Here is a 24,623-nt window from a genome sequence, read left to right as displayed (position 1 = left end):
CTCTGCACTAATGGCCGTTGAGGCTCAGGGCGGGAGCGCCCATACTCATTGAGAATGATGCCGCGTGTCACAAATCACAGGCGTCCATTGCCCAGAGGTCCATAGGGTGTCGACGGAGACATCGAAGGAGTCGAAATGAGTACACAAAACGCCGCCAGGCGCCCGGAAGAGGAAGACGTCAAGTCGTCCGGATTGAAGAAGGTAGTAACGGCCTCCATGGCCGGCACCGTTGTCGAATGGTATGAGTTCTTCCTCTACGCCTCGGCCGCCACCCTTGTCTTTGGTAAGTTGTTCTTCCCGAACTCCGGCACGGAACTGGACGGCATTATTGCCGCTTTCGTCACGTACGCCGTTGGTTTCGTCGCCCGCCCGATCGGCGGCATCGTCTTTGGCCACTTCGGCGACAAGTTCGGCCGCAAGCAGCTGCTCCAGCTGAGTATCGTCCTGGTCGGCGTTGCAACCTTCGCGATGGGCTGCCTGCCGACCTTCGAGCAGATCGGCTACTGGGCACCGGCCCTCCTCGTGTTCCTGCGCTTTGTCCAGGGCTTCGCCGTCGGCGGCGAATGGGGCGGCGCCGTCCTCCTCGTTGCCGAGCACAGCCCCAGCAAGTCCCGCGGTTTCTGGTCCTCCTGGCCGCAGTCCGCCGTCCCGATGGGCAACCTGCTCGCCACCGGTGTGCTGTTCACCCTGTCCGCCACGCTGTCCTCCGCCGACTTCCTCAGCTGGGGCTGGCGTGTGGCCTTCTGGCTTTCCGCCGTGATCGTGGTCGTCGGTTACTACATCCGGACCAAGGTCCAGGACGCCCCGATCTTCCTGGAGGCCCGCAAAGAGGTCACCGTTGAGAACAAGGGCTACGGCGTCGCCGAAGTCTTCCGCCGCTACCCGCGTGGCGTCTTCACCGCCATGGGTCTGCGGTTCGCGGAGAACATCCTCTACTACCTCGTGGTCACCTTCTCCATCACGTACCTGAAGGTCATCGTCCAGACGGACACCTCCCGCATCCTGCTCCTGCTGCTGGTGGCGCACGCAATCCACTTCGCCGTGATCCCGATGGTCGGCCGCATGTCCGACCATTTCGGCCGCAAGCCCGTCTACATGGCCGGCGCTATCCTCGGCGGCACCTGGGGCTTCTTCGCCTTCCCGATGATGGACACCAAGAACGACCTCATCATCCTCGCGGCGATCACCATCGGCCTGCTCTTCCATGCCCTGATGTACGCCGGCCAGCCGGCCCTCATGGCCGAAATGTTCCCGACCCGGATGCGCTACTCCGGCGTCTCGCTGGGCTACCAGGTCACCTCGATCGTCGCCGGTTCGCTGGCCCCGATCATCGCCGTCGCCCTGCTAAGCCAGTTCAAGTCGTCCACTCCGGTGGCCATCTACCTCCTCGGCGCCTGTGTGGTCACGATGGTGGCGGTGTTCTTCCTCAAGGAAACCCGCGGCATCTCGCTGCACGACGTTGATGCCGCCGATGCCCAGGGCACCGCGGACCTGCTGGCCGCCAGCAAGAAGTAACAGCAGGAAGTAACCGCTAGAAAAGTTATGAGAACCAGCAACAGCCCGGTCCCCGCAACGCGGGGGCCGGGCTGTTGCCGTTGGAGAGGCTCGACCGGCCAGAGCGGCTCAGCCTGCCAGGACCTCCTGGCGGTCGGAAATTTCGGTCCGGACCGCTGCGAGGACGGCCTGCACGGGGGCCGACCGCAGCGATTCCGCGCGGGCCACCGCCCAGATCGGAAGCTGCCGCTGGAAGTCGTCCGGCAGTACCGGCACGAAATCGGGGTCGCCGACCGCCAGGAAGTTGGGCAGCAGGCCGATCCCGGCGCCGTGCCGGACAGCCTCCAGCTGGGCGAAGATGCTGGTGGCCTGGAAGCTGGAGCGCGGCACGGGAAGCTGGGTGGAGCGGTGGCCCAGTTCGGCGACCTGCAGCGCCGACTCCACGTAGGAGACAAAGCCGTGCTGCCGGACGTCGTCGAGCGTCGCCGGCAGGCCGTGTTCGCGGGCGTACTGCGGGCTGGTGTACAGCCGGAGGAAGTAGTTGGACAGGAAGATGGTCTGCGCATTGCTGACGTCCAGATTGCCCACCACCACCTCAAGATCCACCCCGGACCGGTTCTGGCTGACCTTACGGGTGGCGCTGAGCATTTCGACGTTGAGCTGCGGATGGCCCTGCTGCAGCCGGACGAGCGCCGGCGCGACAAATTCGGCGCCGAAGCCGTCCGGGGTGCTGATCCGGACCAGTCCGGAGAGCACGTCCTCGGAGTGCGCGATCCGGTTCGTGAGCGCTCCGAGGGTGCCCTCGATCGCCTCGGCGGCCGCCACGGCGTCCTGGCCCAGGTCCGTCAGCTCCCAGCCGTGCGGGCTCCGCTCCAGGGTGCGTCCGCCCAGCTGTTTGTCCAGCGCCAGGATCCGGCGGGAGATGGTGGTGTGCGTGGTGCCGAGGGTCTCCGCCACCGCATTGAACCTGCCCAGCCGTGCCACGGTCAGCAGGATCAGCAGATCGTCCGGACTCGGAAGCCGCCGCAGGTCCACAAGAACTCCCCTGGATTCGGGTATGTGCATCCATGCACATACCATCTGTAGTTTTTTCCCTTGATTGCACTGTAACAGGGTGTGATGCTTGACACGGAACATCCGGCGACTGGCCGGATCACGCGCACGACGCAAAGCAAAGGAGCTTATGCCATGGCTGTAATCGCTTGGATCGGACTGGGGAACATGGGCGGATCCATGTCAGTAAACCTCGTCAAGGCCGGCCACGACGTCCGCGGTTTCGACCTTAACGCCGAGGCCGTTGCCGCCGCGGTCGCCGGCGGCGTCAAGCCCGCCGGAAGCATCGCCGACGCGGTCAACGGCGCCGACGTCGTCTTCTCGATGCTCCCCAAGGGCGAGCACGCCCGCGCCGTCTACCTCGGCGAGGACGGCGTCCTGGCCCACGCGGACACGCGCACCCTGCTGGTGGATTCCTCCACGATCGACATCGCCTCCGCCCAGGCCCTGCACGACGCCGCCGCTGCCGCCGGCTTCCGCTTCGTCGACGCCCCGGTTTCCGGCGGGATGAGCGGCGCGAAGGCCGCCACCCTGACCTTCATGATCGGCGGCGAGGCAGGTGCGGTGGCCGAGGCCACGGAGTACATCAGGCCGATGGCGGCGAACATCATTCCCACCGGCGGCGCCACCACCGGCCAGGCCGCGAAGATCTGCAACAACCTCATGCTCTTCATCAACCTGGCCTCGACCGCGGAAGGCGCCGTGCTGGCCGACCGGCTCGGACTGGACAAACAGGTCTTCTGGGACATCGCGTCCGTGTCCTCCGGCGACAGCTGGGCCCTGCGCACCTGGTACCCGGTCGCCGGTGTGGTCCCCACCGCGGCCTCCAACAACGACTTCGCCCCGACCTTCACCACCGAGCTGGCCAACAAGGACATCGGGCTGGCCATCAGCGCGGCCCGGGACACCGGCACCCCGCTGGAAATCGGCGAGCACGTCCAGCAGCTCTTCCAGCGCCTCATCGACTCCGGCAAGGCCGGCATGGACTGCTCCGCGATCGTCAAGCTGGTCGACGGCACCCTCGACACGTCCAAGTAGCCCTGCCCCGCAGCCGGCCGCACCCCCTGAACCTGCACCACACGAAAGAGACCACACCATGGAACGCATTCCGCACTTCATCAACGGCGCCCTGATTTCCGACGCCGAGCGCTACGGCCCGGTCTTCAACCCGGCCACCGGCGAGCAGGAGAAAGAGGTCGCCCTGGCCTCCGCCGCCCGCGTCGAGGAAGCCGTCCAGGCCGCCCGCGCCGCATTGCCCGGCTGGCGCGCCACCAGCCTGGGCAAGCGCACCAACATCTTCTTCAAGGTCCGCGAACTGCTGATGCAACGCCGGCCCGAACTCGCCGCCCTGCTGACCAGCGAACACGGCAAGGTCCTCTCCGACGCCGAGGGCGAGATCACCCGCGGCCTGGAGAACATCGAGTTCGCCACCGGGCTGTCCCACGCCCTCAAGGGCGAGCGCTCCGAGCAGGTGGCCACCGGCGTCGACGTCCACTCGGTGCGCCAGCCGGTCGGTGTGGTCGCCTGCATCACCCCGTTCAACTTCCCGGCCATGGTGCCGCTGTGGATGATCGGCAGTGCCCTGGCTTGCGGCAACACCGTGCTGCTCAAGCCCAGCGAAAAGGACCCGTCCTCGGCCATCTTTATCGCGCAGGTCTTCGCCGAGGCCGGCCTGCCCGTCGGCGTCCTCAACGTCGTGCACGGCGACAAGGAGGCCGTTGACGTGCTGCTCGAACACCCGGACGTCAAGGCCATCAGCTTCGTCGGCTCGACGCCGATCGCCCAGTCCATCTACAAGCGCGCCGCCGACCACGGCAAGCGCGTGCAGGCCCTGGGCGGGGCCAAGAACCACATGGTGGTCCTGCCGGACGCGGACCTGAACATGGCCGCCGACGCCGCCGTGTCCGCCGCTTACGGCTCCGCCGGCGAGCGCTGCATGGCCGTCAGCGTCCTGGTCGCCGTCGGGAACATCGCCGATGAGCTGGTCGGGGCCATCACCACCCGGATGGGCACCCTGAAGATCGGCCCCGGGACCGACCCGGCGTCGCAGATGGGCCCGCTGATCACCGCCGAGCACCGCGCCAAGGTCGCCTCCTACGTCGCCGGCGCGGCCCAGGAAGGCGCCACCGTGGTGGTGGACGGCCGGGAGCAGAAGTTCGACTCCAACGGCTTCTTCATCGGCGTCAGCCTCATTGACCACGTCAAGCCCGGCATGAAGGTCTACGACGACGAGATCTTCGGCCCGGTCCTGTCCGTGGTCCGCGTCGAGACCTACGCCGACGCCGTCAAGCTCGTCAACGACAACGAGTTCGGCAACGGCGTGGCGATCTTCACCCGCGACGGCGGCGCCGCGCGGCAATTCGAGTTCGACGTCGAGGCCGGCATGGTGGGCGTCAACGTGCCGATCCCGGTTCCGGTGGGAACCTTCTCCTTCGGCGGCTGGAAGAACTCGCTCTTCGGCGACACGCACATGTACGGCCCGGAGAGCATCCGCTTCTACACCCGCGGCAAGGTCGTCACCACCCGCTGGCCGGACCCGTCCACCTCGGTGATCGACCTCGGCTTCCCCCAGGTCGACTAGACCAGCCGGCCGGCCCGGGTCAGCCTGTCCCGGCCGCCCGGCCCGGCCCGCTTCAAACAAAACAACGCGGGGTCACTCCGCGCCCATCCGGTACCGGATCCTGGGCGCGGAGTGACCCCGCGTTGCTGTGTGGCGGGGCTAGCCCTTCATGATCTCCGTGCGCTGGGCCATGTAGTCCTCCATGGACAGCTCGCCCTCGCTGTACCGCTGGTCCAGTTCCGCGAGCTTGCGCGCCCGGAAGCCCTGCGGGGCCGGCGGCGGCGGGGGCACCGCGGGGCCCGACGGCTGCTGGCTGTCGGGCTGCCAGGTGTTGGACCGGGGAGTGTTGGACTGCGGCGCGTTGAACTGCTGCGCGTCCCGCTGCGGGAAGGGCTGGGGCTGGTTGCCGGGGTAATTCGGGCTGTCCTCATAGGGGACGGGGGGCTGGTAGCCCTGCTGGCCGGGGTAGGGCTGGCCGGGGTACTGCTGGTTGGCCGGCGGCGCGGGCTGCTGCGGAGCGCCGAGCTGGCCGAAGGCGCCGTAGTAGTCCCGCTGGGTAAAACCGTCACGCGGCTGCTTGTTCTGCTGCCCCGGGTACTGGCCCGGAGCGTCGCCGGGGAACTGCCCGAACTGGTCCGGGCCGCCGGGCATGCCCTGGTTCTGGTTCCGGCCGCGCACCGACTTCTTGTAGTAGCGCATCGCGATCGGGATCAGGAATGACAAAATGATGATCCATAGGAACAGATTGTTCACGGTACCGGGCCTCTCAGGAAGTGTTCTTCCAGCTTAACGCCCACACCCGGGCCGTGGTGCCCGGACCGTGGCAGCGGCTCCGTTAGGCGACGAGGACAGTCGGCATCCCCAGGAAACTGCCGTACGAGGCTACCGCCGGGCGGATCCCGGGTTCCGCCTCGGGATCTGTCCGGGCGTGCAGCCGAACCGCGAGCTCGCAGCGGCCGCCGGTGAAGCGGTGCCGCCACACGCCGGCGAGCCGGCCGTCCCGGAGGACCACGTGTACCGGGTTGCCGGCGACCGGGGCCCTGGGGGCTTCTCCACCCAAATAGTGCCGCGACACGGAGTACCCCATGACGTATTCGTCATAGCACTGGATCAGGTCAATCCGGGGCGGACCGCCGGCTGCAGTGGTGATGGCCGGTTCCGGCCCGAAGTGGAACTCCACGCCGTCGATCCGCACGGTTTCGAGCGTCCCGGGAGTGCTGTCCCGCACCAGCCGCAGCCCTGCCCGGACATCCGCCAGCGTCAGCCCCGACCAGTCCGCGCAGTCCTTCTCCGTCGCCGGGCCGCGGCTGGCGAAGTACCTCCGGACCAGCTCGGCCAGGGCGGCCGGGCGATCCATCAGCCCCGCCGGGGCAGCGGGGACCCGCTCCTCGAAGAGCGCGTAACTCTGCTTCAGCGCACCTCCCGCGCTCCGCACCGGCCTGCCGCTGACCAGCACACCGCTGGCCTCGGCGAACATGATCCGGTAGGCCAGCCCAAGGCCCTCGGAAGCCTGGCCAGCCTTCCGCAGCTCCTCGGCGAGCTGCTCCCGGGTCTTGTGGGCGCCGCCGGCCACGGCACCGGCCAGCACCCGGTTGCTCCTCGCGCCCTCCGCGGCATCCAGCCCGGTCCGGCGGTACATCCCCGAGTTCCCCTGATGCAGCCGCGGTGCGGAGAGCGCCAGCAGCCAGCGCAGATCGTCCCGGTGCACAAAGTGCCAAGTGGGCCTCAGGATGTGGGTGCGCAGGATGGTGCCCTCGGACACGGCGGTCTCCACGGCCGCGGCTGTGGCTCCCGCGCTCCGCTGGGCCAGGGTCCAGCGGGCGTAGGCGAACTCCTGGGACTGCACGGCCAGCAGGTTCTTTAGTGCGTCCTCCGCCGTCGACGCGAAAGGCTCGCGCAACCTCTGGCTGTGGAGCCGCAACCGCACCACGTCGTCGGGGTCCATCACATCAGCCTGCACACGGCAGCGGCGGTCAGGAGCGCACGGGCTCTTCGGCGCCGGGGGGCCCCTCGCCCGAACCGAGCGGCATTCCGGGGCCGAAAACCGGGCCCGGGAGCGGCCGCTTGGCCGTGACGCCGTCGCCGGAGGAACGGTGCCGGAGCCGGCGGACCACCCAGGGCACGAAGTATTCGCGCGCCCAGACCAGATCGCCGGAGCGCGCCTGCCGCCAGCTGCGCTGCGGGAGGGGCTTGGGGGAGAGCGGTTCCAGGGTGTGCTCGACGTTGAGGGAATCCAGGACCATGGCCGCGATGGTGTGGTGGCCCAGCGGCGAGAAGTGCAGCCGGTCCGCGTCCCACATTTGCGGGTCATTGAGCTGCCGCAGGGACCACATGTCCGCGATGACGGCGTCGTGGCGGGCCGCGATGGTGCGGAGGTTCTCGTTGTAGATGGCCACTTTGCTGCGCACCCGGCCCAGCACGGACGAGCCGGTGTCGGGACCGTTGAACAGGACCACCGTGGCCCCGGCCAGGCTAAGGATTTGCACCACCGAGTCCAGCTTCTCGGCCAGGGCATCCGGATCCCCGCCGGGGCGGATCAGGTCGTTCCCGCCGGCGGACAGCGTCACAAGGTCGGGCCTCAGGGACAGGCAGTGGGCCAGCTGCTGGTCCACGATCTGCTGCAGCAGCCGGCCCCGGACGGCGAGGTTGGCGTAGGCAAAGTCCTCGTGCCCGCGGCTCAGCTCCTCGGCCACCCGGTCCGCCCAGCCGCGGTATCCCCCGGGACTCGCCGGTTCGGGATCGCCGATGCCTTCCGTGAAGGAGTCTCCCATGGCCACATAGCGGGTCCAGGGGTGGGTCACGGCGTTGTCTGGAGAGTTCTCCATGGCTTCGGTTTCGCTCACCTTCTTATCGTGCACTCTTCCTGCAAAGCTACGCCACCGTAGGTTGTTACCTGCGGGTAACTGTAAGAATGGAGCCATGACTCAACCCGCTGCCTTCCCCGCCCCTGTTGTCCTATGGTCCAAGCCCGAGGAGGAGCGTGCGGGAAAGCCGCTCCTGCTCCTGCTGCACGGCTACGGGGCCAACGAAGAGGATCTCCTGGGCTTGGCGGACATGCTGCCGCAGGAATTTGCGGTGGCCTCGGTGCGCGCCCCGATGGTGTCCGGCGCAGGATTCACCTGGTTTCCGCTGACCGCATCCATCGATTATTCCCTGGAGGCGGTCAAGGAGTCCGCCTCGTACGTGGAGGACTGGCTGGATTCGGTCCGGCCGAACCACCCGTCCGTGACGCTGCTGGGCTTCTCGATGGGCATGGCGCTGGCCACCACCCTGCTGCGGCGGCGGCCCGCGGACTATGCCGCCGTCGTCGGGCTCTCCGGTTTTGCCGTCGACGCCGGAAATGACCCCAGCTTCCACGACGCCGAACTGGACGGGACGGTGCCTTTGTTCTGGGGCCGCGACCAGCAGGATCCGGTGATCACGCCGGACAAGATCGACTTCACCATGGGCTGGGTACGCAAGCACGTGAAGCTCACCAAGGTGCTCTACACCGGGATGTGGCACGGCATCAACCAGCAGGAAATCGGGCACGTCTCCGAGTTCCTCACCCACGGGGTGCTGAACAAGTAGCCGCACGACGCCGGGCGGCCGGCCGTCCGGCGTCCAACCGCCCGGCGCCAGTCGATGGTGTCGGGCGTCGGGGTCAGGCCCCGGCGGGCGTGCTGATCCGGACGGTCCGGTTGTTCACCGTGACGGTGTCGCCGTGGTGGAGCTGGCGGCCGCGGCGCTCGTCGATCTCACCGTTGACCTTCACGAGCCCGCTCTTGATCAGTTCCGCGGCCTCCACCCCGTCCTCGACCAGGCTGGCCAGCTTCAGCAGCTGGCCGAGCCGGATCATGTCGTCGCGGATGGGGATCTCTTCAATTTCCGGGTTGCTCATACAAGCAATGATGCCTGACAGAAGGTGGCAGTAATGACGCACGAGCCGCGGCTTCCGTTCCTCGCCGGGTTGCCCCTCGCCGTGGCTGCGGGGCTGCTCATGCCGGTGCAGGGCCGGATCAACGGCGCGCTCGGCGTGGCGCTCGCGGACGGGATCGCCGCCGCGGTGGTGAGCTTCACCACCGGGCTGGTGCTGATGATCGTGGTGTCGCTGGCGCTGCCGCGGGGCCGGGCCGGGCTGCGGGCGATCCTGCCGGCGGTCCGGGAGCGGAAGTTCCCGCCCTACTACATCCTGGCCGGCTGCATCGGCGGGTTCTTCGTCTTCGCACAGTCCTTCACGGTGGGTCTGCTGGGGGTTGCCCTGTTTACCGTCGCCACCGTGACCGGGCAGACCCTCAGCGGGCTCCTAGTGGACCGGATGGGGATCGGCCCGGCCGGCAGGAGATCCATCACCGGCATCCGGGTGATCGGCAGTATCCTGACCGTCGCCGCCGTCGCCTGGGCGGTATCGCCGCGGTTCTCCGACGCCGGGCCAGGGGCGGCGGAGCTGCTCGTTCCGGTGCTCCTACCCGTGATTGCCGGCTTCCTGATGAGCTTCCAGCAGGCTATGAACGGCACCGCCGCCGTGCATTACGGCACGCCCATCGCCGCGACCCTGATGAACTTTGTCGCCGGCGCGGTCATGCTCTGGGCCGCCTGGCTGGTCAAGATCGCCGTCGCGGGACCGGGCAACCCGCTGCCGGGGGAGTGGTGGTACTACCTGGGCGGGGCCATGGGGTGTGTCTTTATCGGCGTCGGCGCCGTGCTGGTCCGCAGCCTGGGCGTGCTGGTGACCGGACTCGGCATGATCGCGGGCCAGCTGCTGGGCTCGCTGGGGCTGGACCTGGTGTTCCCGGCGCCCGGCACCGTGGTGGCGCTGCCCACCGTGCTCGGGACCCTGCTGACCCTTGCCGCGATTGTGCTCGCCAGCCTGCCCTGGCCCAGGGGTGCCCTGGCACGGCGGCGCCGGGAGCCGACAGGCCGGTAGGCTAGGAGGCGCAGCTTCCTGCACCGCCAACAGTCAGCACCCGTCCCGGGATGTGGGCTTGGTGCGTGTGCAGGGTTCGTGTCTAAAATTTGCGTTTTGTAGTGCCCCGTCCGGCAACCAGCCGGGGTTCCGGGGCTGAAACCGCGGACCGCACCCAGCGGCCCTGTAGAAAGTGGAGTTCCCATGGCAGCAAAATCCGTCCTCGACCAGATCATTTCCCTCGCCAAGCGCCGGGGTTTCGTATTCCAGGCCGGTGAAATCTATGGTGGCTCGCGTTCTGCCTGGGATTACGGGCCCCTGGGTGCTGAGCTGAAGGAAAACATCAAGCGCCAGTGGTGGCAGTCCGTGGTCCGCGGCCGCGAAGACGTCGTCGGCCTGGATTCCTCCGTCATCCTGCCGCGCCAGGTCTGGGAAGCGTCCGGCCACGTCGATGTGTTCTCCGACCCGCTGGTCGAGTGCCTCTCCTGCCACAAGCGCTACCGCGCCGACCACCTCGTGGAAGAGTTCGAGGAGAAGAAGGGCCGTCCCGCCGAGAACGGCCTCAAGGACATCGCCTGCGCCAACTGCGGCACCCGCGGCGAATGGACCGAACCCCAGGAATTCTCCGGCCTGCTCAAGACCTACCTCGGCCCGGTGGCCAGCGAAGAGGGCCTGCACTACCTGCGCCCCGAAACGGCCCAGGGCATCTTCGTCAACTTTTCCAACGTGCTCACCACCTCGCGCAAGAAGCCCCCGTTCGGGATCGGCCAGGTCGGCAAGTCCTTCCGCAACGAGATCACCCCGGGCAACTTCATCTTCCGCACCCGTGAGTTCGAGCAGATGGAAATGGAATTCTTCGTCGAGCCCGGCACCGACGAGCAGTGGCACCAGTACTGGATGAAGGAACGGATGTCCTGGTACACCGGCCTCGGCATCCGGGAAGACAACCTGCGCTTCTTCGAACACCCGCTGGACAAGCTCAGCCACTACTCCAAGGGAACCACGGACATCGAGTACCGCTTCGGGTTCCACGGCTCCGAGTGGGGCGAGCTCGAGGGCATCGCCAACCGCACGGACTTCGACCTGTCCACGCACTCCAAGGCCTCCGGCGCGGACCTGAGCTACTTCAACCAGGCCACCAACGAGCGCTACACCCCGTACGTGATCGAGCCCGCCGCCGGCCTCACCCGCTCCTTCATGGCGTTTATGATCGACGCGTACACCGAGGACGAGGCGCCCAACGCCAAGGGCGGGGTCGACATCCGCACCGTGCTCAAGCTCGATCCGCGCCTGGCCCCGGTCAAGGCAGCCGTGCTGCCGCTGAGCCGCAACGAGGACCTGTCCCCGAAGGCCAAGGACCTCGCCGCCCAGCTGCGCAAGAGCTGGAACATCGAGTTCGACGACGCCGGCGCCATCGGCCGCCGCTACCGCCGCCAGGACGAGATCGGCACCCCGTTCTGCATCACCGTGGACTTTGAGACCCTGGACGACCAGGCCGTCACGATCCGCGAACGCGACACCATGAGCCAGGACCGCGTGTCCCTGGACAAGGTGGAGGGCTACCTGGCCGCACGGCTGATCGGCGCCTGATCGTGGCGATCGCATACCGTCAATGGCGCGACGGCGATGACCTGGCGCTGCTGGAAATCTGGGGCGGGCCCGAAACCGAGCAGGCCCGGCAGTTCCGCGGCACCCTGGCACCCTCGGGCAACAAGCCGTGGCGCCGCTGCATCGTGGCCGAGGACGTCGTCGACGGCGTGGCCATCCCGGTCGCGGCCGGCGTGGTCCACGAGGCCTCGCTGCACCCGGAACGGCTCTGGGCCTACATCGAGGTCGACCGGCAGCACCGCCGCGCCGGCGTCGGCTCCACGCTGCTGACCATGCTCCGGCACGAGGCGGCGCAGTCGCCGTCGGGCGTTTCCCGGCTCCGGACCAAGGTGGAACCGGGCACGCCCGGGGCGGCCTTCGCCGAGGCGGCGGGGCTGGCCCCGATCCAGCGCTCCCGGCTCGTCGTCGTCGACCCCGGTGCCCTCCGCCTGCCGGTCTTCGGCGACGGTTCAGAGGCTGCCGCCTCCGAGCAGGTCGAGGACCTGGCCACCGGGTCGGTGGAACTCAGCGACGTCGTCGGCCGGTACTACACGTCCGTGCACGGCTGGGACAGCCCCGGGGACCTCAGCATCGCCACGGTCCAGCGGCTCTTCCTCGACGAACTCAGCGGCGCCCACGGCGCCATCGTGCTGCGGGCGCCGAAGGCCAGCGCCTTCGGCCAGGGCGTGGCGGCCAGCAGGAAGGGCCGGCTCCAGGCCTTCGCCATCAGCTACGCCGAGCTGGCCCCCGCCGGGGACAACACGGAGGCAGCTGCCCCGGCAGGCCAGCCCACCGACGTGTTCCTGGGCCACGAGCCGAAGCTCTCCGCGGAGGAGGCCCAGGCCGCCGTCCGGGACCTGCTGGCGCTGATTGCGTTCCAGCACCCCGTGCTGCTGGAACTGGACGACTCGATGGAGGCGCTGCGCGCCGTCGTCGAGCCGCTGCTGGAAAGCGGCAAGGCCCGCGTCCTGGGCGCCGAGACCCTGGTCGTCTCCGACCCGGCCTAGGCCCGCTTAACCCAACTGACCCGCAGCTGCGGCCGTTATGAAGCGTGAAAACGGCCACAGCTGCGGGTCAGTTTGCGTTCGACGCAGCTATTTGGGCATCACCGGCGGGACGAAGTCGAACGTCATCCCCAGCAGCCAGACGAGCAGCAGCACCACCGGCAGGTGGAAGACGAACTGGAGGAACGTGAAGCCGACCAGGTCGCGGGCCCGCAGCCGCAGCACTGCCAGCAGCGGCAGCATAAAGAACGGGTTGATCAGGTTCGGCAGGGCCTCGGCAATGTTGTAGATCTGCACGGTCCAGCCGAGGTTCATCTGCACGTCGGTCGCGGACTGCATCACGTACGGCGCCTCCACGAGCCACTTGCCGCCGCCGGAGGGGACCAGCAGGCCCAGCAGGGCCGTGTACAGCGCAATCACGACGGCGAAACCGCCGCCGCTGCCGATCTCGGTGAAGAACTCGGCCAGATGCGCGGAGATGGTCATGCCGCCGTGGCCGGTGGCCTTGGTCAGGATCGCGGCCATCGCGGCGTAGAGCGGGAACTGGACCAGGATGCCGGCCGTCGCCGGGACGGCCTTGGTGACGGCCTGCAGGAAGTTCCGCGGGGTGCCGTGCAGCACCAGGCCCAGGATCAGGAAGACCAGCAGGTAGCCGTTGAGGCTGCTCACCACGGTCAGGAAGGGCTTGGTCAGGAACTGCGAGACCAGCCAGCCGAGCGTCAGGACGCCGGCCAGGATCGGCAGGATCATGCTGTATTCGAGCCATTCGCCCGGGCGGGAGCGCGGCTCAGATTCGCTCGGTTCGTCGTCAAGGTCGACGCCGAGGTCCTCCGCGGTGCGGATCGAGCCGCCCTCGGGGGCCGAGAAGTGCGCGATCACCGTGGTGAGTGCCATCAAGATGGCCAGGGTGAGCAGCGACTGCCAGGTGAAGATCGTGGTCCCGAAGTCCAGGATGCCGGTGATCTTCAGCAGCGCCGGCGGCAGCGAGGCCGCGGTGGCCTGCAGCTGAGCCGCGGAGGAGGACAGGCCGAGCGCCCAGACCGCGCCGAGGCCCATGAAGGCTGCCGCGCCGAGCGCGCGGTAGTCCACGGTCAGGTCCTTGCGGCGGGCGATGGCGCGGGCCAGCAGGCCGCCGAAGATGAGGCTGAGGCCCCAGTTGAGGAACGACACCGACATGGACATCAGCGCCACGAAGCTCACGGCGGTGCGGGCGGTGGCCGGGATGAGGGCCAGCCGGTTGATCAGTTTGGCAACGGGCGGGGAGGTGGCCACGACGTAGCCGGTCAGCACCACCATGGCCATCTGCAGGGTGAACGCGGTCAGGTCCCAGAACCCGTTGCCGAAGGAATCGGCGATCGACTGGGGCGAGGCGCCGATGGCCAGGGCGGCCACCGCGATGATGATGACGCCGGCCAGGGCGAAGATGTAGGCGTCCGGGAACCACTTCTCGGTCCACGCCGCCATCCGTTGGGCTATGCGGGCGAGACCGCGTTCTTCGCCGATTCCGCTTTTCGTCAGGACTGTGTTTGCCACAGAGGGGTACCTCTCCATTGAGTGCGATTTTGTACCCGGGAGAGTTTAGTCAAGACGATCGCGGTAACCGGGCTTATCTGCGCCGGCCGCCGGCGCGCCGCGGACCCTCGGCATCATCCAGGCGCTGCCGTTCCTCGTCGGTGGGTGCTCCGCCGCCGAGGTCCGCCGGCATCCACCACGCGCCCGGGGCCGAGGTGAGGGGAAAGTCGGCGATGCAGGCGTCGATCCCGGCCTGGAGGACCCCGCGCAGCGCCTCGGTGGCCTGCTGGGGGTCCTGGGCCGGGTCAACGGCGACCGGGTCGCCGACATGGATCCGAACTGGGGCGCGCCAGGCGCGGGCCGGGGAAAAGCCGTGGCGGCGGGTCATCAGCCGGTGGGCGCCCCAGACGGACACGGGGATGATGGGCACTCCGGCCTCGGCGGCCATCCGCACGGCACCGGTCTTGCATTCACGCACCCGGAAGCTGCGGCTCACCCCCGCCTCCGGCAGGATCGCGATGTACTCGCCCTCGCGGAGCCGGGCGACGGCGTTGTCATAGGCGTGTGACCCCGAGTCGTACCCCACCGCGACATGCCCGGCGGCGCTGACCGCGGGCCCGGCAAACCAGTGATCGGCGGCCGCCTGGGTGACCAGGAAGCGCATCTGTGCCCTCGCATGCCACCACAGCAGCAGCTCGGCGAACGCGAAGTCGAGGTACCCGAAGTGCGTAATGGCGACGACGGCGCCCCGGCCGGGGACGACGGGGCGGGACGAGCCGCGCGGGGCATCGTCGAGGGGCTCCGGTGCCGGGAGGTGCCCGCGTCCGGTGACGATGACCCGGATCCGGAACAGCCGGATTAGCGCCAGCCCGGTGCGGACGATGACGCGGTAGAAACGCTCACTGGGCCGGGGCCGCCACGGCATCCTAGCGGCCGCCCTGCCGGTGTCGATCGGGCTGGTGTGCGCCGGGGTGGTGTCGGTCGGGCTCGTGACCGCCGGGCTGGTGTCCGCCGCCGCGCGGCCGGCGGGGCGGCAGGGGCAGGAAGCCCGAGGTGGATTCCACGTAGTCCTGGTAGCCCGGGCGGGCGGACATGGCCTTCTCGGTGAGCGGCTTGCCGGATTTGCCGGCGAGCAGCCAGATCATCAGGACCGGGGAGAGGACAGTCAGCACTCCCGGCCAGGAATCAGCGGCGACAAGGAAAATCCCGGTCCAGACGGCGGCGTCGCCGAAGTAGTTCGGGTGCCGGGTGTAGCGCCAGAGGCCGGTGTCCAGCACGGTGCCGCGCCGGGCCGGATCGGCCTTGAACTGTGCCAGCTGCCGGTCGCCGACCGTCTCGAAGACGAAGCCGACCACCCAGAGCAGCACGCCCAGCCAGGCCAGCCAGCCGAGGCTCCCGGTGCTGAACATGCCCACCTGGACCGTGAGCGAGACGAAGAACAGGATCACGCCCTGCGGCAGGTAAACCTTGCGCAGGGCGTAGACGTTCCGGGACCCGGGGGCCGGGGAGAGCAGGTCCACGTACCGTGGATCCTCGTGACCACCACGGGCCCGGAGACCGATGTGGAGGGCGAGGCGGACGCCCCACACCGCCACGAGCGCCAGCAGCAGCAGGCGGCGGCCGCCGTCGCCCTGTCCGGCCGAGAGGAACCAGGAGATGGCGGCCACGACGACGAACCCCAGGCCCCAGACGGTGTCGATGACGGAATGACGGCTCTGGCGGACGGCGATGGCGAAGGTGCCGGCCAGCAGCACCACGAGGCCGGCCGCCACCCACGGAAGGCTGGCCAGGAAAGCCCCCAACGGGAAAGCCCCCAACGGGAAAACGCCGAGCGGAAAGTCCGGCATCACAGCACCACCGGGAGGCCGGCGGAGGCGGGCAGGAGGCTGCGGAACGCGTCGGCGCCGCCCCGGGGGGCGTGGCCTGAACTGGCGGCAAAGGTGTCGAGGATGAAGCCGCTGGCCAGCGAGTTCCACAGGCCCACCCGGCGGAACATAAAGTGCCCGGCACCTTTGAGCGCGACGTAGTCCACGGTCTTGGCGACGCCGTCGGCCCGGCGGGCGTAGGCGAGCGAGTTCGCGGGGCTGGTCCAGCGGTCCTTGGTGCCATGGACAATCAGGACCCGGCGGCCGGCCACGGGCTTCACCGGGGTCTGGGCATCGAGCCAGGGCGCCAGGGCGACGACGGCTTCCACCTGGGGGTGGTCCGCGACGCAAAGCGCGGTCAGGCCGCCCATTGAGTGGCCGAGGAGGTAAATGGGGACGCCGGGGTGCTCGCGGCTGATGTGGGAGAGCGCCCAGCGGGCGTCCTGGACGGGGGACATGTCCTTCCCGTTCCAGCCGCGGTACCGGTTCCGGAGTGTCCAGACGGCCAGCCCGTCGCGTGCACCGCCGTTGTGCAGTGCCCGGGCGAAGGGCAGCATCCGGGCGGGACTCAGGTGCCTGCCGCGGACGGATTCGAAGCTTTTGGACCGCCCGCCGTGCAGGACCAGGGCGACTCCCCGGGTTTCCCCGCTGGCCCGGGCAATGCTCAACACGGCCCTGGCGTCCGCCCCGGGACCCGCCGGCACAGGCTCGCGGTCGTCGATCTTGCGTATGGCCACGCCAATCCTCCACTTCTTGTCCGTCAATTCCAACCATAGGGCGCGGTGCCCGCAGTTCAAGTTCCGCAGCTCAGCTGCCGGCCGGCGGGCGCCCCGGGTTCCGGGGGACATGCCCATTGAACATTCGGAGCGGCGCCGCCCGGGGATGGGACCGGCGGGCCGGACCGCGGGGCTCTTCGGGGGCCCGGAGCGCTTCGGGCGACGGCCGGGAACCTCTTGACGGAGCAGGGCCGGAAGAGTAGGCCTGTGCTCGTGAACCTCCGGACTCCTGCCGGCTGGGAGCACGGGCCACCGTCCGGATCGGGTCTCATGACACATTCTCCCGATACAGAAAATGAGACGGTACAGGAAATGAACGGAAACAGCTTCGATAGCCTGCGCGACCAGGTCCGCGGGCAGGTCATCACCCCAGGCGACGCGGACTACGACGCCGCGCGTGCAGTCCACAACGGCATGATCGACAAGAAACCGGCGGCGGTCGTCCGGGTATCCCAGGTGGCCGATGTCATTGCCAGCGTCAACTTCGCCCGGGACAATTCCCTGGACGTGGCCATCCGTGGCGGTGGGCACAGCGCTCCGGGCTTCGGAACCTGGGATGACGCCCTGGTCATCGACTTCGTCAACACCAAGGGGGTCCGGGTGGATCCGGCAAGCCGCACGGCCCGCTCCGAAGCCGGCGCAACGTGGGCGGACTTCAATCACGCCACTCACGCGTTCGGGCTGGCGACCACGGGCGGGATCGTTGGTACGACCGGGGTCGCAGGGCTCACCCTCGGCGGAGGCATCGGCTATCTGACCCGCAAGTACGGGCTCAGCTGCGACAACCTCCTCTCGGCAGACGTCGTCACGGCCGAGGGGAAGTTCCTGACGGCCAGTGAAAGCGAGAATGACGACCTCTTCTGGGCACTCCGCGGCGGTGGCGGGAACTTCGGTGTCGTGACTTCGCTGGAATACAGGCTGCACCCCGTGGACACGGTCCATGCCGGCGTCGTCGTCTACCCGTTGGAACATGCGGAAACGGTGTCGAAGTTCTATCGGGACCACTTGGCGTCTGCGCCCGAAGAGCTGGGAGCCTTCCTGGCTTTCGCCCTGGGACCTCCCGTACCGTTCCTGCCCGAGGAATGGCATGGCAAACCGGTGTGCGTGGTGGTGGGGATGTGGACCGGAGACCCGGCTGAGGGCGCTGCCCGCTGGCAGCCGTTCCTCGACGTCGCACCGGTGGCCGGCTCCATGGTGGGGCCGATGCCCTACCCTGCCCTGAACCAAGCCTTCGACGCCTTGCAGCCCAAAGGCATCCTGAGCTACTGGAAAGCTGACTTCCTGCCGGAGCTCAGCGACGGCGCCATCGCGGAGCATATCCGCTTCGGGGCAACGATTCCCACCGTCCAAACCGCCGTGCACGTCTACCCCATTGACGGAGCCGTGCAGCGGGTGGGTCAGACGGAAACAGCGTTCGCCAACCGGAACATGAAGTTCGCGCCGGTCATTGCCGCCTTCTGGCAGGATCCGGCCGACAGTGATTCCAAAGTCGCCTGGGTGCGGGAATATGCGCAGGCGCTGCGGCCCTACTCGGCTCCCGGCGGTTACATCAACTTCATGGATGGCGACGATCAAAGCAGGGTCGCGGAGAATTACGGGCCGAACTACCAGCGCCTGCGGGAGGTCAAAGCCAAGTACGATCCGCAGAACCTCTTCCACGTCAACCAGAACATCACCCCGGCCTGACCGGACCGGGCGCGGCCGGGGGCGTCGCCGGGGGACACCGGCGCCGGCCCGACGTCGTGCGTCTTAACGGCGCCCGCCGCCGCGGCGGGCGCCCCCGGCACGTCATGAGTCAGGCCGGGGCCGGGAAACGCCGTAATGTTTTCGGCATGAGGTTGAACTGCTGATGGGCGCCGGACATTCACACACCCCGCAAGGACACGCGGATCCGACGCCCCAGGCGCTCGTTGCACGGAAGAAGGCCAACCTCATCCTGGCCGCCATCCTGATCCCGCTGACGCTGCTGACCCTCGTGGCGATGGCGCTGCTGTGGCCCTCGGGCAGCAAAGAGGGGATCACGCTCGCGAGCCCCTACGCGGCCGCGCCGGGCGTCACGTTCGACACCGGCAAGATCCAGCGCGTTGTCACCGGCAGCTGCATGGACGCCCTCGCGCCGGAGCAGGCCGGGACGGACGCGGCCCCGCAGCAGGGATCGGAATGCACTTTTGCGTTCACGGACCCGGACAAGGGCGGTAACCCCGTCAAAGTCGTCATCAACCCCGACGTCGCCAAATCCCACGGCGTGAAAGCCGGCGACAACATCCGCTACCTGAACCTCTCCAAGGTCCAGGGCGCCGAAGCCCAGGGCACACCGGCCTACGTCTTCGTCGACTTTGTCCGGACCCTGCCGATCATTTTCCTCGCGGTGCTCTACGCCGCCGTCGTGATCGCCGTGGCGCGCTGGCGCGGGCTGCGCGCGCTGATCGGGCTGGTCGGCGCCTACGGTGTGCTGGTGTCCTTTATGCTCCCGGGGCTGGTGGAGGGCAAACCGCCGCTGCTGCTGGCGCTGGTGGGGTCCACGGTGATCATGATCGGGGTGCTCTACTTCGCCCACGGCTTCTCCGCCCGGACCTCCACGGCGCTGCTGGGGACCATGTTCGGCCTGGCGATTACCGCGCTGCTGGCGGCCTGGGCCACCGACGCCGCCAACCTCGCCGGCGTCGGTAGCCACGATTCCGCCACCCTCGCGAACATCTCGGGCAATATCTCCATCTCCGGCATCATCCTGTGCGGGCTCATCATCTCCGGCTTGGGCGTCCTCAATGACGTCACCATCACACAGTCCTCGGCCGTCTGGGAACTGTGGGAACTGGCCCCGGAAACCTCCGCGCGCCAGCTTTTCACCTCCGCGATGCGGATCGGCCGGGACCACATTGCCTCGACCGTCTACACCATCGCGTTCGCCTACGCCGGCGCGGCCCTGCCGGTGCTGATCCTGGTGATGCTCTACGAGCGGCCGCTCGGTGACGCCCTCACCAGCGCCGAGCTCTCCGAGGAAGTGATCCGCACCCTGGTCGGCTCCGTCGGACTGGTCCTGGCGATCCCGGTCACCACGCTGATCGCGGTCCTCGTGGTGAAGGCAACCGGGATCAAAGCCCTGGGCGGGGTGGCGGGCACGGCCCGCGGCACCGGCGGCAGCACCGCCGTCGTTCCCGACGCCGACCCCGACGTCGACTCCGACGATGCCTTCGCAGCGGCTCCGGCAGGGCGCCGCGGGCGGCGCGCAGCGGCACGGGATTGACCCCGGGTTTCCACATAGCAGGCGCGGATCCTGCCGATTTGCCCGGATTTGAGACAATGAACGGGTGACTGTTGTAGCTACCCCTCCCGCCGCCAAGCTGGAACTCCCGCCCCTGAAGCTGGGTCCCATCACGGTGGACACCCCCGTGATCCTGGCTCCCATGGCGGGCATCACCAACTCCGCGTTCCGCCGGCTCTGCCGTGAATACGGCGGCGGCCTGTACGTCGCGGAGATGGTCACGTCCCGCGCCCTCGTGGAGCGCACGCCGGAATCCCTGCGCATCATCGCCCACGACGACGACGAGAAGGTCCGGTCCGTCCAGCTCTACGGGGTGGACCCGGTCACCGTCGGCCAGGCCGTCCGGATGCTCGTCGAGGAGGACCGGGCGGACCACATCGACCTCAACTTCGGCTGCCCTGTGCCCAAGGTCACCCGCCGTGGCGGCGGCTCGGCCCTGCCCTGGAAGATCGATTTGTTCACCTCGATCGTGCAGACCGCGGTCAAGGAAGCGTCCCGGGGCAACGTCCCGCTGACCATCAAGATGCGCAAGGGCATTGACGAGGACCACCTGACTTACCTCGACGCCGGCCGGATCGCCCGCGATTCCGGTGTCGCCGCCGTCGCGCTCCACGGCCGCACCGCCGCGCAGTTCTACTCCGGCCAGGCCGACTGGTCCGCGATTGCCCGGCTGCGTGAGGCGCTGCCGGACATCCCGGTGCTCGGCAACGGCGACATCTGGTCCGCCGAGGACGCCATCCGCATGGTCCGCGAGACCGGCGTCGACGGTGTTGTGGTGGGCCGCGGCTGCCAGGGCCGCCCGTGGCTGTTCGGGGACCTCATGGCGGCCTTCGAGGGCAGCGACGCACGCCACAAGCCGGCCCTCCGGCAGGTGGCGGAAGGCGTGTACCGCCACGCGCAGCTGATGGTCGAGACATTCGGCAACGATGAAGGCAAGGCGCTCCGGGAGATCCGCAAGCACATGGCCTGGTACTTCAAGGGCTACGTCGTCGGCAGTGAACTGCGGACCAAACTGGCCATGGTGACCAGCCTCGAGGTCCTGCGCGAGACCCTGGACCAGCTGGACCTGGACTCGCCGTACCCCGGAGTGGACGCCGAAGGCCCCCGTGGACGCGCCGGCTCGCCGAAGAAGCCCGCCCTGCCCAAGGACTGGCTGCTGGACCGCAACATGGACGCCGACCAGTCGCGTGAGATCAGCCACGCGGAACTGGACGTGTCCGGTGGCTGAAACCAGGACCACCGCCCCCGTGCTCGACGGTTACGTCGCCCGGGACACCGCCCGCTGGGTCGAGGAACCGCCCAAGTCCACGTACCGCTCCGACTTCGAACGCGACCGGGCCCGGGTGCTGCACTCCTCGGCCCTGCGCCGGCTCGGTGCCAAAACCCAGGTCGTGGCCCCCGACACCGACGACTTCGTCCGGACCCGCCTCACCCACAGCCTCGAAGTGGCGCAGGTGGGCCGCGAACTGGGCCGTGCCCTCGGCTGCGACCCCGACGTCGTGGACACCGCCTGCCTCAGCCACGACCTCGGCCACCCGCCGTTCGGCCATAACGGCGAATCGGCGCTGAACGAGGTCGCCCACGCCGTCGGCGGCTTCGAAGGCAACGCCCAGACGCTGCGCCTGCTGACCCGGCTGGAGCCCAAGGTCCTCACCGCCGACGGAAGCCCTGCCGGGCTTAACCTCACCCGCGCCAGCCTTGACGCCGCCGCGAAGTACCCGTGGTCGGCGGCGAACGCGCCCGTCATCCATGGCGAGCGGACCAGCAAGTTCGGCGCCTATGAGGATGACCTGCCGATCTTCGACTGGATCCGCGAGGACGCCCCGGAGCGGCGCTCCTGCCTCGAAGCGCAGGTCATGGACCTCGCCGACGACATCTCCTACTCCGTGCACGACGTCGAGGACGCCATCGTCGCCGGGCACTTCCAGCTGCGCTGGATGGACAATCCGGACCACCGCGCCCGGGTGGTCGGCTACGCCAAGCAGTGGTACCTGCCGCAGAACGACCCGGCCGCGATTGATGCGGCCCTGGCCCGGCTGGAAGCGACCAGCGTCTGGGTGCGCGAGGCCGACGGCAGCCGCAAGTCGATGGCGGCGCTCAAGGACATGACCAGCCAGCTGATCGGCCGGTTCTGCCAGAGTGCGCTGGCGTCCACCCGCGCTGTGTACGGCCCGGAGAACCTGACCCGCTACAACGCGGAGCTGATCGTTCCGGACGAGACCGTGATGGAAATAGCCGTGATGAAGGGCCTGGCCACCACCTTCGTGATGACCACCGAACACCGGCGGCCCATCTACGAACGCCAGCGCGAGGTCCTGCACGCCCTCGTGACGGCCCTGAGCGCCACCGGGGACCGCCACCTGGAGCCGATGTTCGCCGCCGACTGGCGCGACGCGGAGGACGACGGCGCGCGGCTGCGTGTCGTGATCGACCAGGTGGCGTCATTGACCGACGGTTCCGCGCTGGCCATGTACGAGCGGCTCGTCGGCAGCCTGCCGTCACTGTGGTGACCGTCTTGGTGACGTTGCCCGCAGTGCCCTGCTATGCGCCGTTCCTGACGGGGCGCGGTACTAGGATGGCACTGTGGCCGGCCTGATCAAACGTGAAGATATCGACGAAGTACGCCAGCGCACGGACATCAAGGAAGTTGTCGACGGCTACGTCACCCTCAAGGGGGCGGGGCTGGGCTCCTTCAAAGGCCTGTGCCCCTTCCATGACGAGCGTTCGCCCTCGTTCACCGTCCGCCCCCAGGTGGGCAGGTACCACTGCTTCGGCTGCGGCGAGGACGGCGATGTCATCTCCTTCGTGCAGAAACTGGACCACACCTCCTTCCACGAGGCCGTCGAAAAGCTGGCCGCCCGCATCGGCTTCGAGCTCCGGTACGAGGACGGCGGCTCCGGACCGAACCGCGAGGACGTCGGCCGCCGACAGCGGCTCATCGATGCCCACAAGGTCGCGGACGAGTTTTTCCGAGCCCAGCTGCTGACCCCCGGAGCGACCGAGGGCCGCACCTTCCTGCATGACCGCGGCTTCGACCGTGCCGCAGCCGACCAGTTCGGCGTCGGCTACGCCCCGCAGGGCTGGGACTCGCTGCTCAAGCACCTCCGCGGCCGGGGTTACACGGATCCCGAGCTCAAACTCACGGGGATGTTCTCCGAAGGCGGGCGGGGGATCTACGACCGGTTCCGCGGTCGGCTGATCTGGCCCATCCGCGACATCGCGGGGGACACCATTGGCTTCGGCGCCCGCAAGCTCTACGAGGACGACCAGGGCCCCAAATACCTCAACACTCCCGAAACCGCGCTCTACAAAAAGTCCCAGGTGCTCTACGGCATCGACCTCGCCAAGCGCAGCATCGCCAAGGACCGGCAGCTCGTTGTGGTGGAGGGCTACACCGACGTGATGGCCTGCCACCTCGCCGGGATCACGACCGCGGTGGCCACCTGCGGCACGGCCTTCGGCACCGAACACATCAAGATTGCCCGCCGCCTGCTCTCCGACGACGGCAGCGGCGGCGAAGTCATCTTCACCTTCGACGGCGACGCCGCCGGCCAGAAGGCGGCCCTGCGGGCCTTCGAGGAGGACCAGCGGTTCGTGGCGCAGACCTACGTGGCCGTGGAGCCCAACGGCGCGGATCCCTGTGAGCTGCGCCAGTCCAAGGGCGACGCCGCCGTCCGGGACCTGATCGCCACCCGCCGTCCCTTGTTCGAATTTGCCATCCGTGCCGCCCTGAAGCGGCACAACCTGGACACGGTCGAGGGCCGGATCGCCGCCCTGCGGGAATCCGCCCCGGTCGTCGCGCAGATCCGCGACGCCGGCATCCGTCCCGCCTACGCCCGGGAACTGTCCGGCTGGCTGGGCATGCCGGTCGAGGAAGTCAGCCGGGCCGTGGGCGCTGCCGCCAAGCGTGCCGCCCAGGCGCCGGCGGGCGGAGCCGGATCCGGCACGTACCAGGGCCAGGGCCGCGGCCAGGGCTCCGGGTTCGTTACGGTGACCGGCGGGGGATCCGCCCCGGGCGTGGCTCCCTTCTCGGCGTCGGCCGCGCTGCCGTCCTTCAACCGTCCCGACCCGCGCGACCCCGTGGCGGCGATGGAACGGCAGGCGCTGGAGGTTGCCCTCCAGCAGCCCGGGATGCTGGAAGGCGAGACCTGGCAGCGTTTCACCGACGCGAGGTTCTCAACGCCGGCGTACCTGGCCATCCACGAGGCCATCCGGGCCACCGGCCTGGCGTTTGCCGGCGACCCGGTGCGCTGGGTGGAGCAGCTGCTGCAGGAGGTACCCGAGCCGCTGCGCCCGCTCGTGTCCGAGCTGGCGGTTGTCCCGCTGCCAGCCAGCACCGCCGACGGCGTCCTGCGCTACTGCAAGGACATCCTGGCGCGCCTGTTCGAGCTGCAGATCACCCGGGTCAAGGCCGACAAGATGGGACAGCTGCAGCGGCTGGACGCGACAGCCGACCCGGAGGAGTTCCAGCGGCTGAACCGCGAGCTCATGCAGCTGGAGATGCAGCGGCGGTCCCTGCGCGCGGAGGCCTGATCGTAGAGCCCGATCGTCGAGGCTTGGCCGTGCCGCCGCGGTGTCCCGCAGCGGGCAATTTCACTTCCCGGCCCGGTGTTTGCTAGGCTTAT

The 24,623-nt window shown here is 68.7% G+C and carries 21 protein-coding genes; 12 read left to right on the top strand and 9 right to left on the bottom strand.

Features of this window, described 5'->3' with window-relative positions; translation table 11 throughout:
- Nucleotides 1–135 precede the first annotated feature (135 nt).
- Nucleotides 136–1,515, top strand: coding sequence for an MFS transporter (locus J2W14_RS04155; RefSeq protein ID WP_307458788.1), 1,380 nt, complete (start codon nt 136–138; stop codon nt 1,513–1,515).
- A 108-nt stretch (nt 1,516–1,623) separates the two neighbouring features.
- Here J2W14_RS04155 and J2W14_RS04150 read toward each other — a convergent pair whose 3' ends face one another.
- Nucleotides 1,624–2,559: a LysR family transcriptional regulator gene (locus J2W14_RS04150; protein ID WP_307458786.1), complete on the bottom strand. Its 936-nt coding sequence runs from the start codon at nt 2,557–2,559 to the stop codon at nt 1,624–1,626.
- 123 nt (nt 2,560–2,682) lie between these two features.
- Here J2W14_RS04150 and mmsB point away from each other — a divergent pair, with 123 nt between their 5' ends.
- Nucleotides 2,683–3,585, top strand: a complete 903-nt coding sequence (gene mmsB, locus J2W14_RS04145) for a 3-hydroxyisobutyrate dehydrogenase (RefSeq protein ID WP_307458784.1) — start codon at nt 2,683–2,685, stop codon at nt 3,583–3,585.
- 58 nt (nt 3,586–3,643) lie between these two features.
- Nucleotides 3,644–5,128, top strand: coding sequence for a CoA-acylating methylmalonate-semialdehyde dehydrogenase (locus tag J2W14_RS04140; protein WP_307458781.1), 1,485 nt, complete (start codon nt 3,644–3,646; stop codon nt 5,126–5,128).
- Nucleotides 5,129–5,266: 138 nt separating this feature from the next.
- On the opposite strand, the gene J2W14_RS04135 is transcribed toward J2W14_RS04140, so the two are convergent.
- The 3 genes from J2W14_RS04135 to J2W14_RS04125 form a co-directional block, all read right to left on the bottom strand.
- Nucleotides 5,267–5,860: a hypothetical protein gene (locus tag J2W14_RS04135; RefSeq protein WP_307458778.1), complete on the bottom strand. Its 594-nt coding sequence runs from the start codon at nt 5,858–5,860 to the stop codon at nt 5,267–5,269.
- 82 nt (nt 5,861–5,942) lie between these two features.
- Nucleotides 5,943–7,052: a winged helix DNA-binding domain-containing protein gene (locus J2W14_RS04130; protein WP_307458775.1), complete on the bottom strand. Its 1,110-nt coding sequence runs from the start codon at nt 7,050–7,052 to the stop codon at nt 5,943–5,945.
- Nucleotides 7,053–7,080: 28 nt separating this feature from the next.
- Nucleotides 7,081–7,932: an SGNH/GDSL hydrolase family protein gene (locus J2W14_RS04125; RefSeq protein ID WP_307459391.1), complete on the bottom strand. Its 852-nt coding sequence runs from the start codon at nt 7,930–7,932 to the stop codon at nt 7,081–7,083.
- Between the two features lie 94 nt (nt 7,933–8,026).
- On the opposite strand from J2W14_RS04125, the gene J2W14_RS04120 reads away from it, so the two are divergent.
- Complete coding sequence (locus tag J2W14_RS04120; RefSeq protein ID WP_307458769.1) at nt 8,027–8,677, top strand: alpha/beta hydrolase; 651 nt, start codon at nt 8,027–8,029, stop codon at nt 8,675–8,677.
- 73 nt (nt 8,678–8,750) lie between these two features.
- On the opposite strand, the gene J2W14_RS04115 is transcribed toward J2W14_RS04120, so the two are convergent.
- Nucleotides 8,751–8,987: an RNA-binding S4 domain-containing protein gene (locus J2W14_RS04115; protein ID WP_282380741.1), complete on the bottom strand. Its 237-nt coding sequence runs from the start codon at nt 8,985–8,987 to the stop codon at nt 8,751–8,753.
- A 33-nt stretch (nt 8,988–9,020) separates the two neighbouring features.
- On the opposite strand from J2W14_RS04115, the gene J2W14_RS04110 reads away from it, so the two are divergent.
- From J2W14_RS04110 to J2W14_RS04100, 3 genes are all read left to right on the top strand, one after another.
- Nucleotides 9,021–10,013, top strand: coding sequence for a DMT family transporter (locus tag J2W14_RS04110; protein ID WP_307458766.1), 993 nt, complete (start codon nt 9,021–9,023; stop codon nt 10,011–10,013).
- 183 nt (nt 10,014–10,196) lie between these two features.
- A complete protein-coding gene (locus tag J2W14_RS04105; RefSeq protein ID WP_307458762.1) occupies nt 10,197–11,582 on the top strand; it encodes a glycine--tRNA ligase in 1,386 nt (461 codons plus the stop codon).
- A gap of 2 nt (nt 11,583–11,584) precedes the next feature.
- Nucleotides 11,585–12,586 (top strand): GNAT family N-acetyltransferase, encoded by a 1,002-nt coding sequence (locus J2W14_RS04100; protein WP_307458760.1) that lies wholly within the window; start codon nt 11,585–11,587, stop codon nt 12,584–12,586.
- 87 nt (nt 12,587–12,673) lie between these two features.
- On the opposite strand, the gene J2W14_RS04095 is transcribed toward J2W14_RS04100, so the two are convergent.
- The 4 genes from J2W14_RS04095 to J2W14_RS04080 all read right to left on the bottom strand — a co-directional run bounded on the left by J2W14_RS04095 (nt 12,674) and on the right by J2W14_RS04080 (nt 16,691).
- The gene (locus J2W14_RS04095; protein WP_307458757.1) at nt 12,674–14,116 is read right to left on the bottom strand and encodes a short-chain fatty acid transporter; all 1,443 of its coding nucleotides are present in this window, start codon (nt 14,114–14,116) and stop codon (nt 12,674–12,676) included.
- 73 nt (nt 14,117–14,189) lie between these two features.
- The gene (locus tag J2W14_RS04090; RefSeq protein ID WP_307458754.1) at nt 14,190–15,020 is read right to left on the bottom strand and encodes a lysophospholipid acyltransferase family protein; all 831 of its coding nucleotides are present in this window, start codon (nt 15,018–15,020) and stop codon (nt 14,190–14,192) included.
- A 1-nt stretch (nt 15,021) separates the two neighbouring features.
- Complete coding sequence (locus J2W14_RS04085) at nt 15,022–15,942, bottom strand: DUF1295 domain-containing protein (RefSeq protein WP_307458752.1); 921 nt, start codon at nt 15,940–15,942, stop codon at nt 15,022–15,024.
- A complete protein-coding gene (locus J2W14_RS04080; protein WP_370871195.1) occupies nt 15,942–16,691 on the bottom strand; it encodes an alpha/beta hydrolase in 750 nt (249 codons plus the stop codon). Before J2W14_RS04080 ends, J2W14_RS04085 begins: the two co-directional genes overlap by 1 nt.
- A gap of 357 nt (nt 16,692–17,048) precedes the next feature.
- On the opposite strand from J2W14_RS04080, the gene J2W14_RS04075 reads away from it, so the two are divergent.
- From J2W14_RS04075 to dnaG, 5 genes are all read left to right on the top strand, one after another.
- Nucleotides 17,049–18,422, top strand: coding sequence for an FAD-binding oxidoreductase (locus J2W14_RS04075; protein ID WP_307458747.1), 1,374 nt, complete (start codon nt 17,049–17,051; stop codon nt 18,420–18,422).
- A gap of 163 nt (nt 18,423–18,585) precedes the next feature.
- The gene (locus J2W14_RS04070; RefSeq protein WP_307458745.1) at nt 18,586–19,980 is read left to right on the top strand and encodes a YibE/F family protein; all 1,395 of its coding nucleotides are present in this window, start codon (nt 18,586–18,588) and stop codon (nt 19,978–19,980) included.
- Between the two features lie 64 nt (nt 19,981–20,044).
- A complete protein-coding gene (gene dusB, locus J2W14_RS04065) occupies nt 20,045–21,226 on the top strand; it encodes a tRNA dihydrouridine synthase DusB (protein ID WP_307458741.1) in 1,182 nt (393 codons plus the stop codon).
- The gene (locus tag J2W14_RS04060; protein WP_307458738.1) at nt 21,219–22,508 is read left to right on the top strand and encodes a deoxyguanosinetriphosphate triphosphohydrolase; all 1,290 of its coding nucleotides are present in this window, start codon (nt 21,219–21,221) and stop codon (nt 22,506–22,508) included. The genes dusB and J2W14_RS04060 overlap by 8 nt, the downstream gene beginning before the upstream one ends.
- Nucleotides 22,509–22,581: 73 nt before the next feature.
- The gene (gene dnaG, locus J2W14_RS04055; RefSeq protein WP_307458735.1) at nt 22,582–24,531 is read left to right on the top strand and encodes a DNA primase; all 1,950 of its coding nucleotides are present in this window, start codon (nt 22,582–22,584) and stop codon (nt 24,529–24,531) included.
- The last annotated feature ends 92 nt before the right edge of the window (nt 24,532–24,623 follow it).

It is taken from the genome of Pseudarthrobacter oxydans (genome assembly GCF_030812335.1).
GTDB lineage: Bacteria > Actinomycetota > Actinomycetes > Actinomycetales > Micrococcaceae > Arthrobacter > Arthrobacter oxydans_B.
Note: the sequence above shows the minus strand (reverse complement) of the source record. Positions and strands in the feature narration are given on the sequence as shown.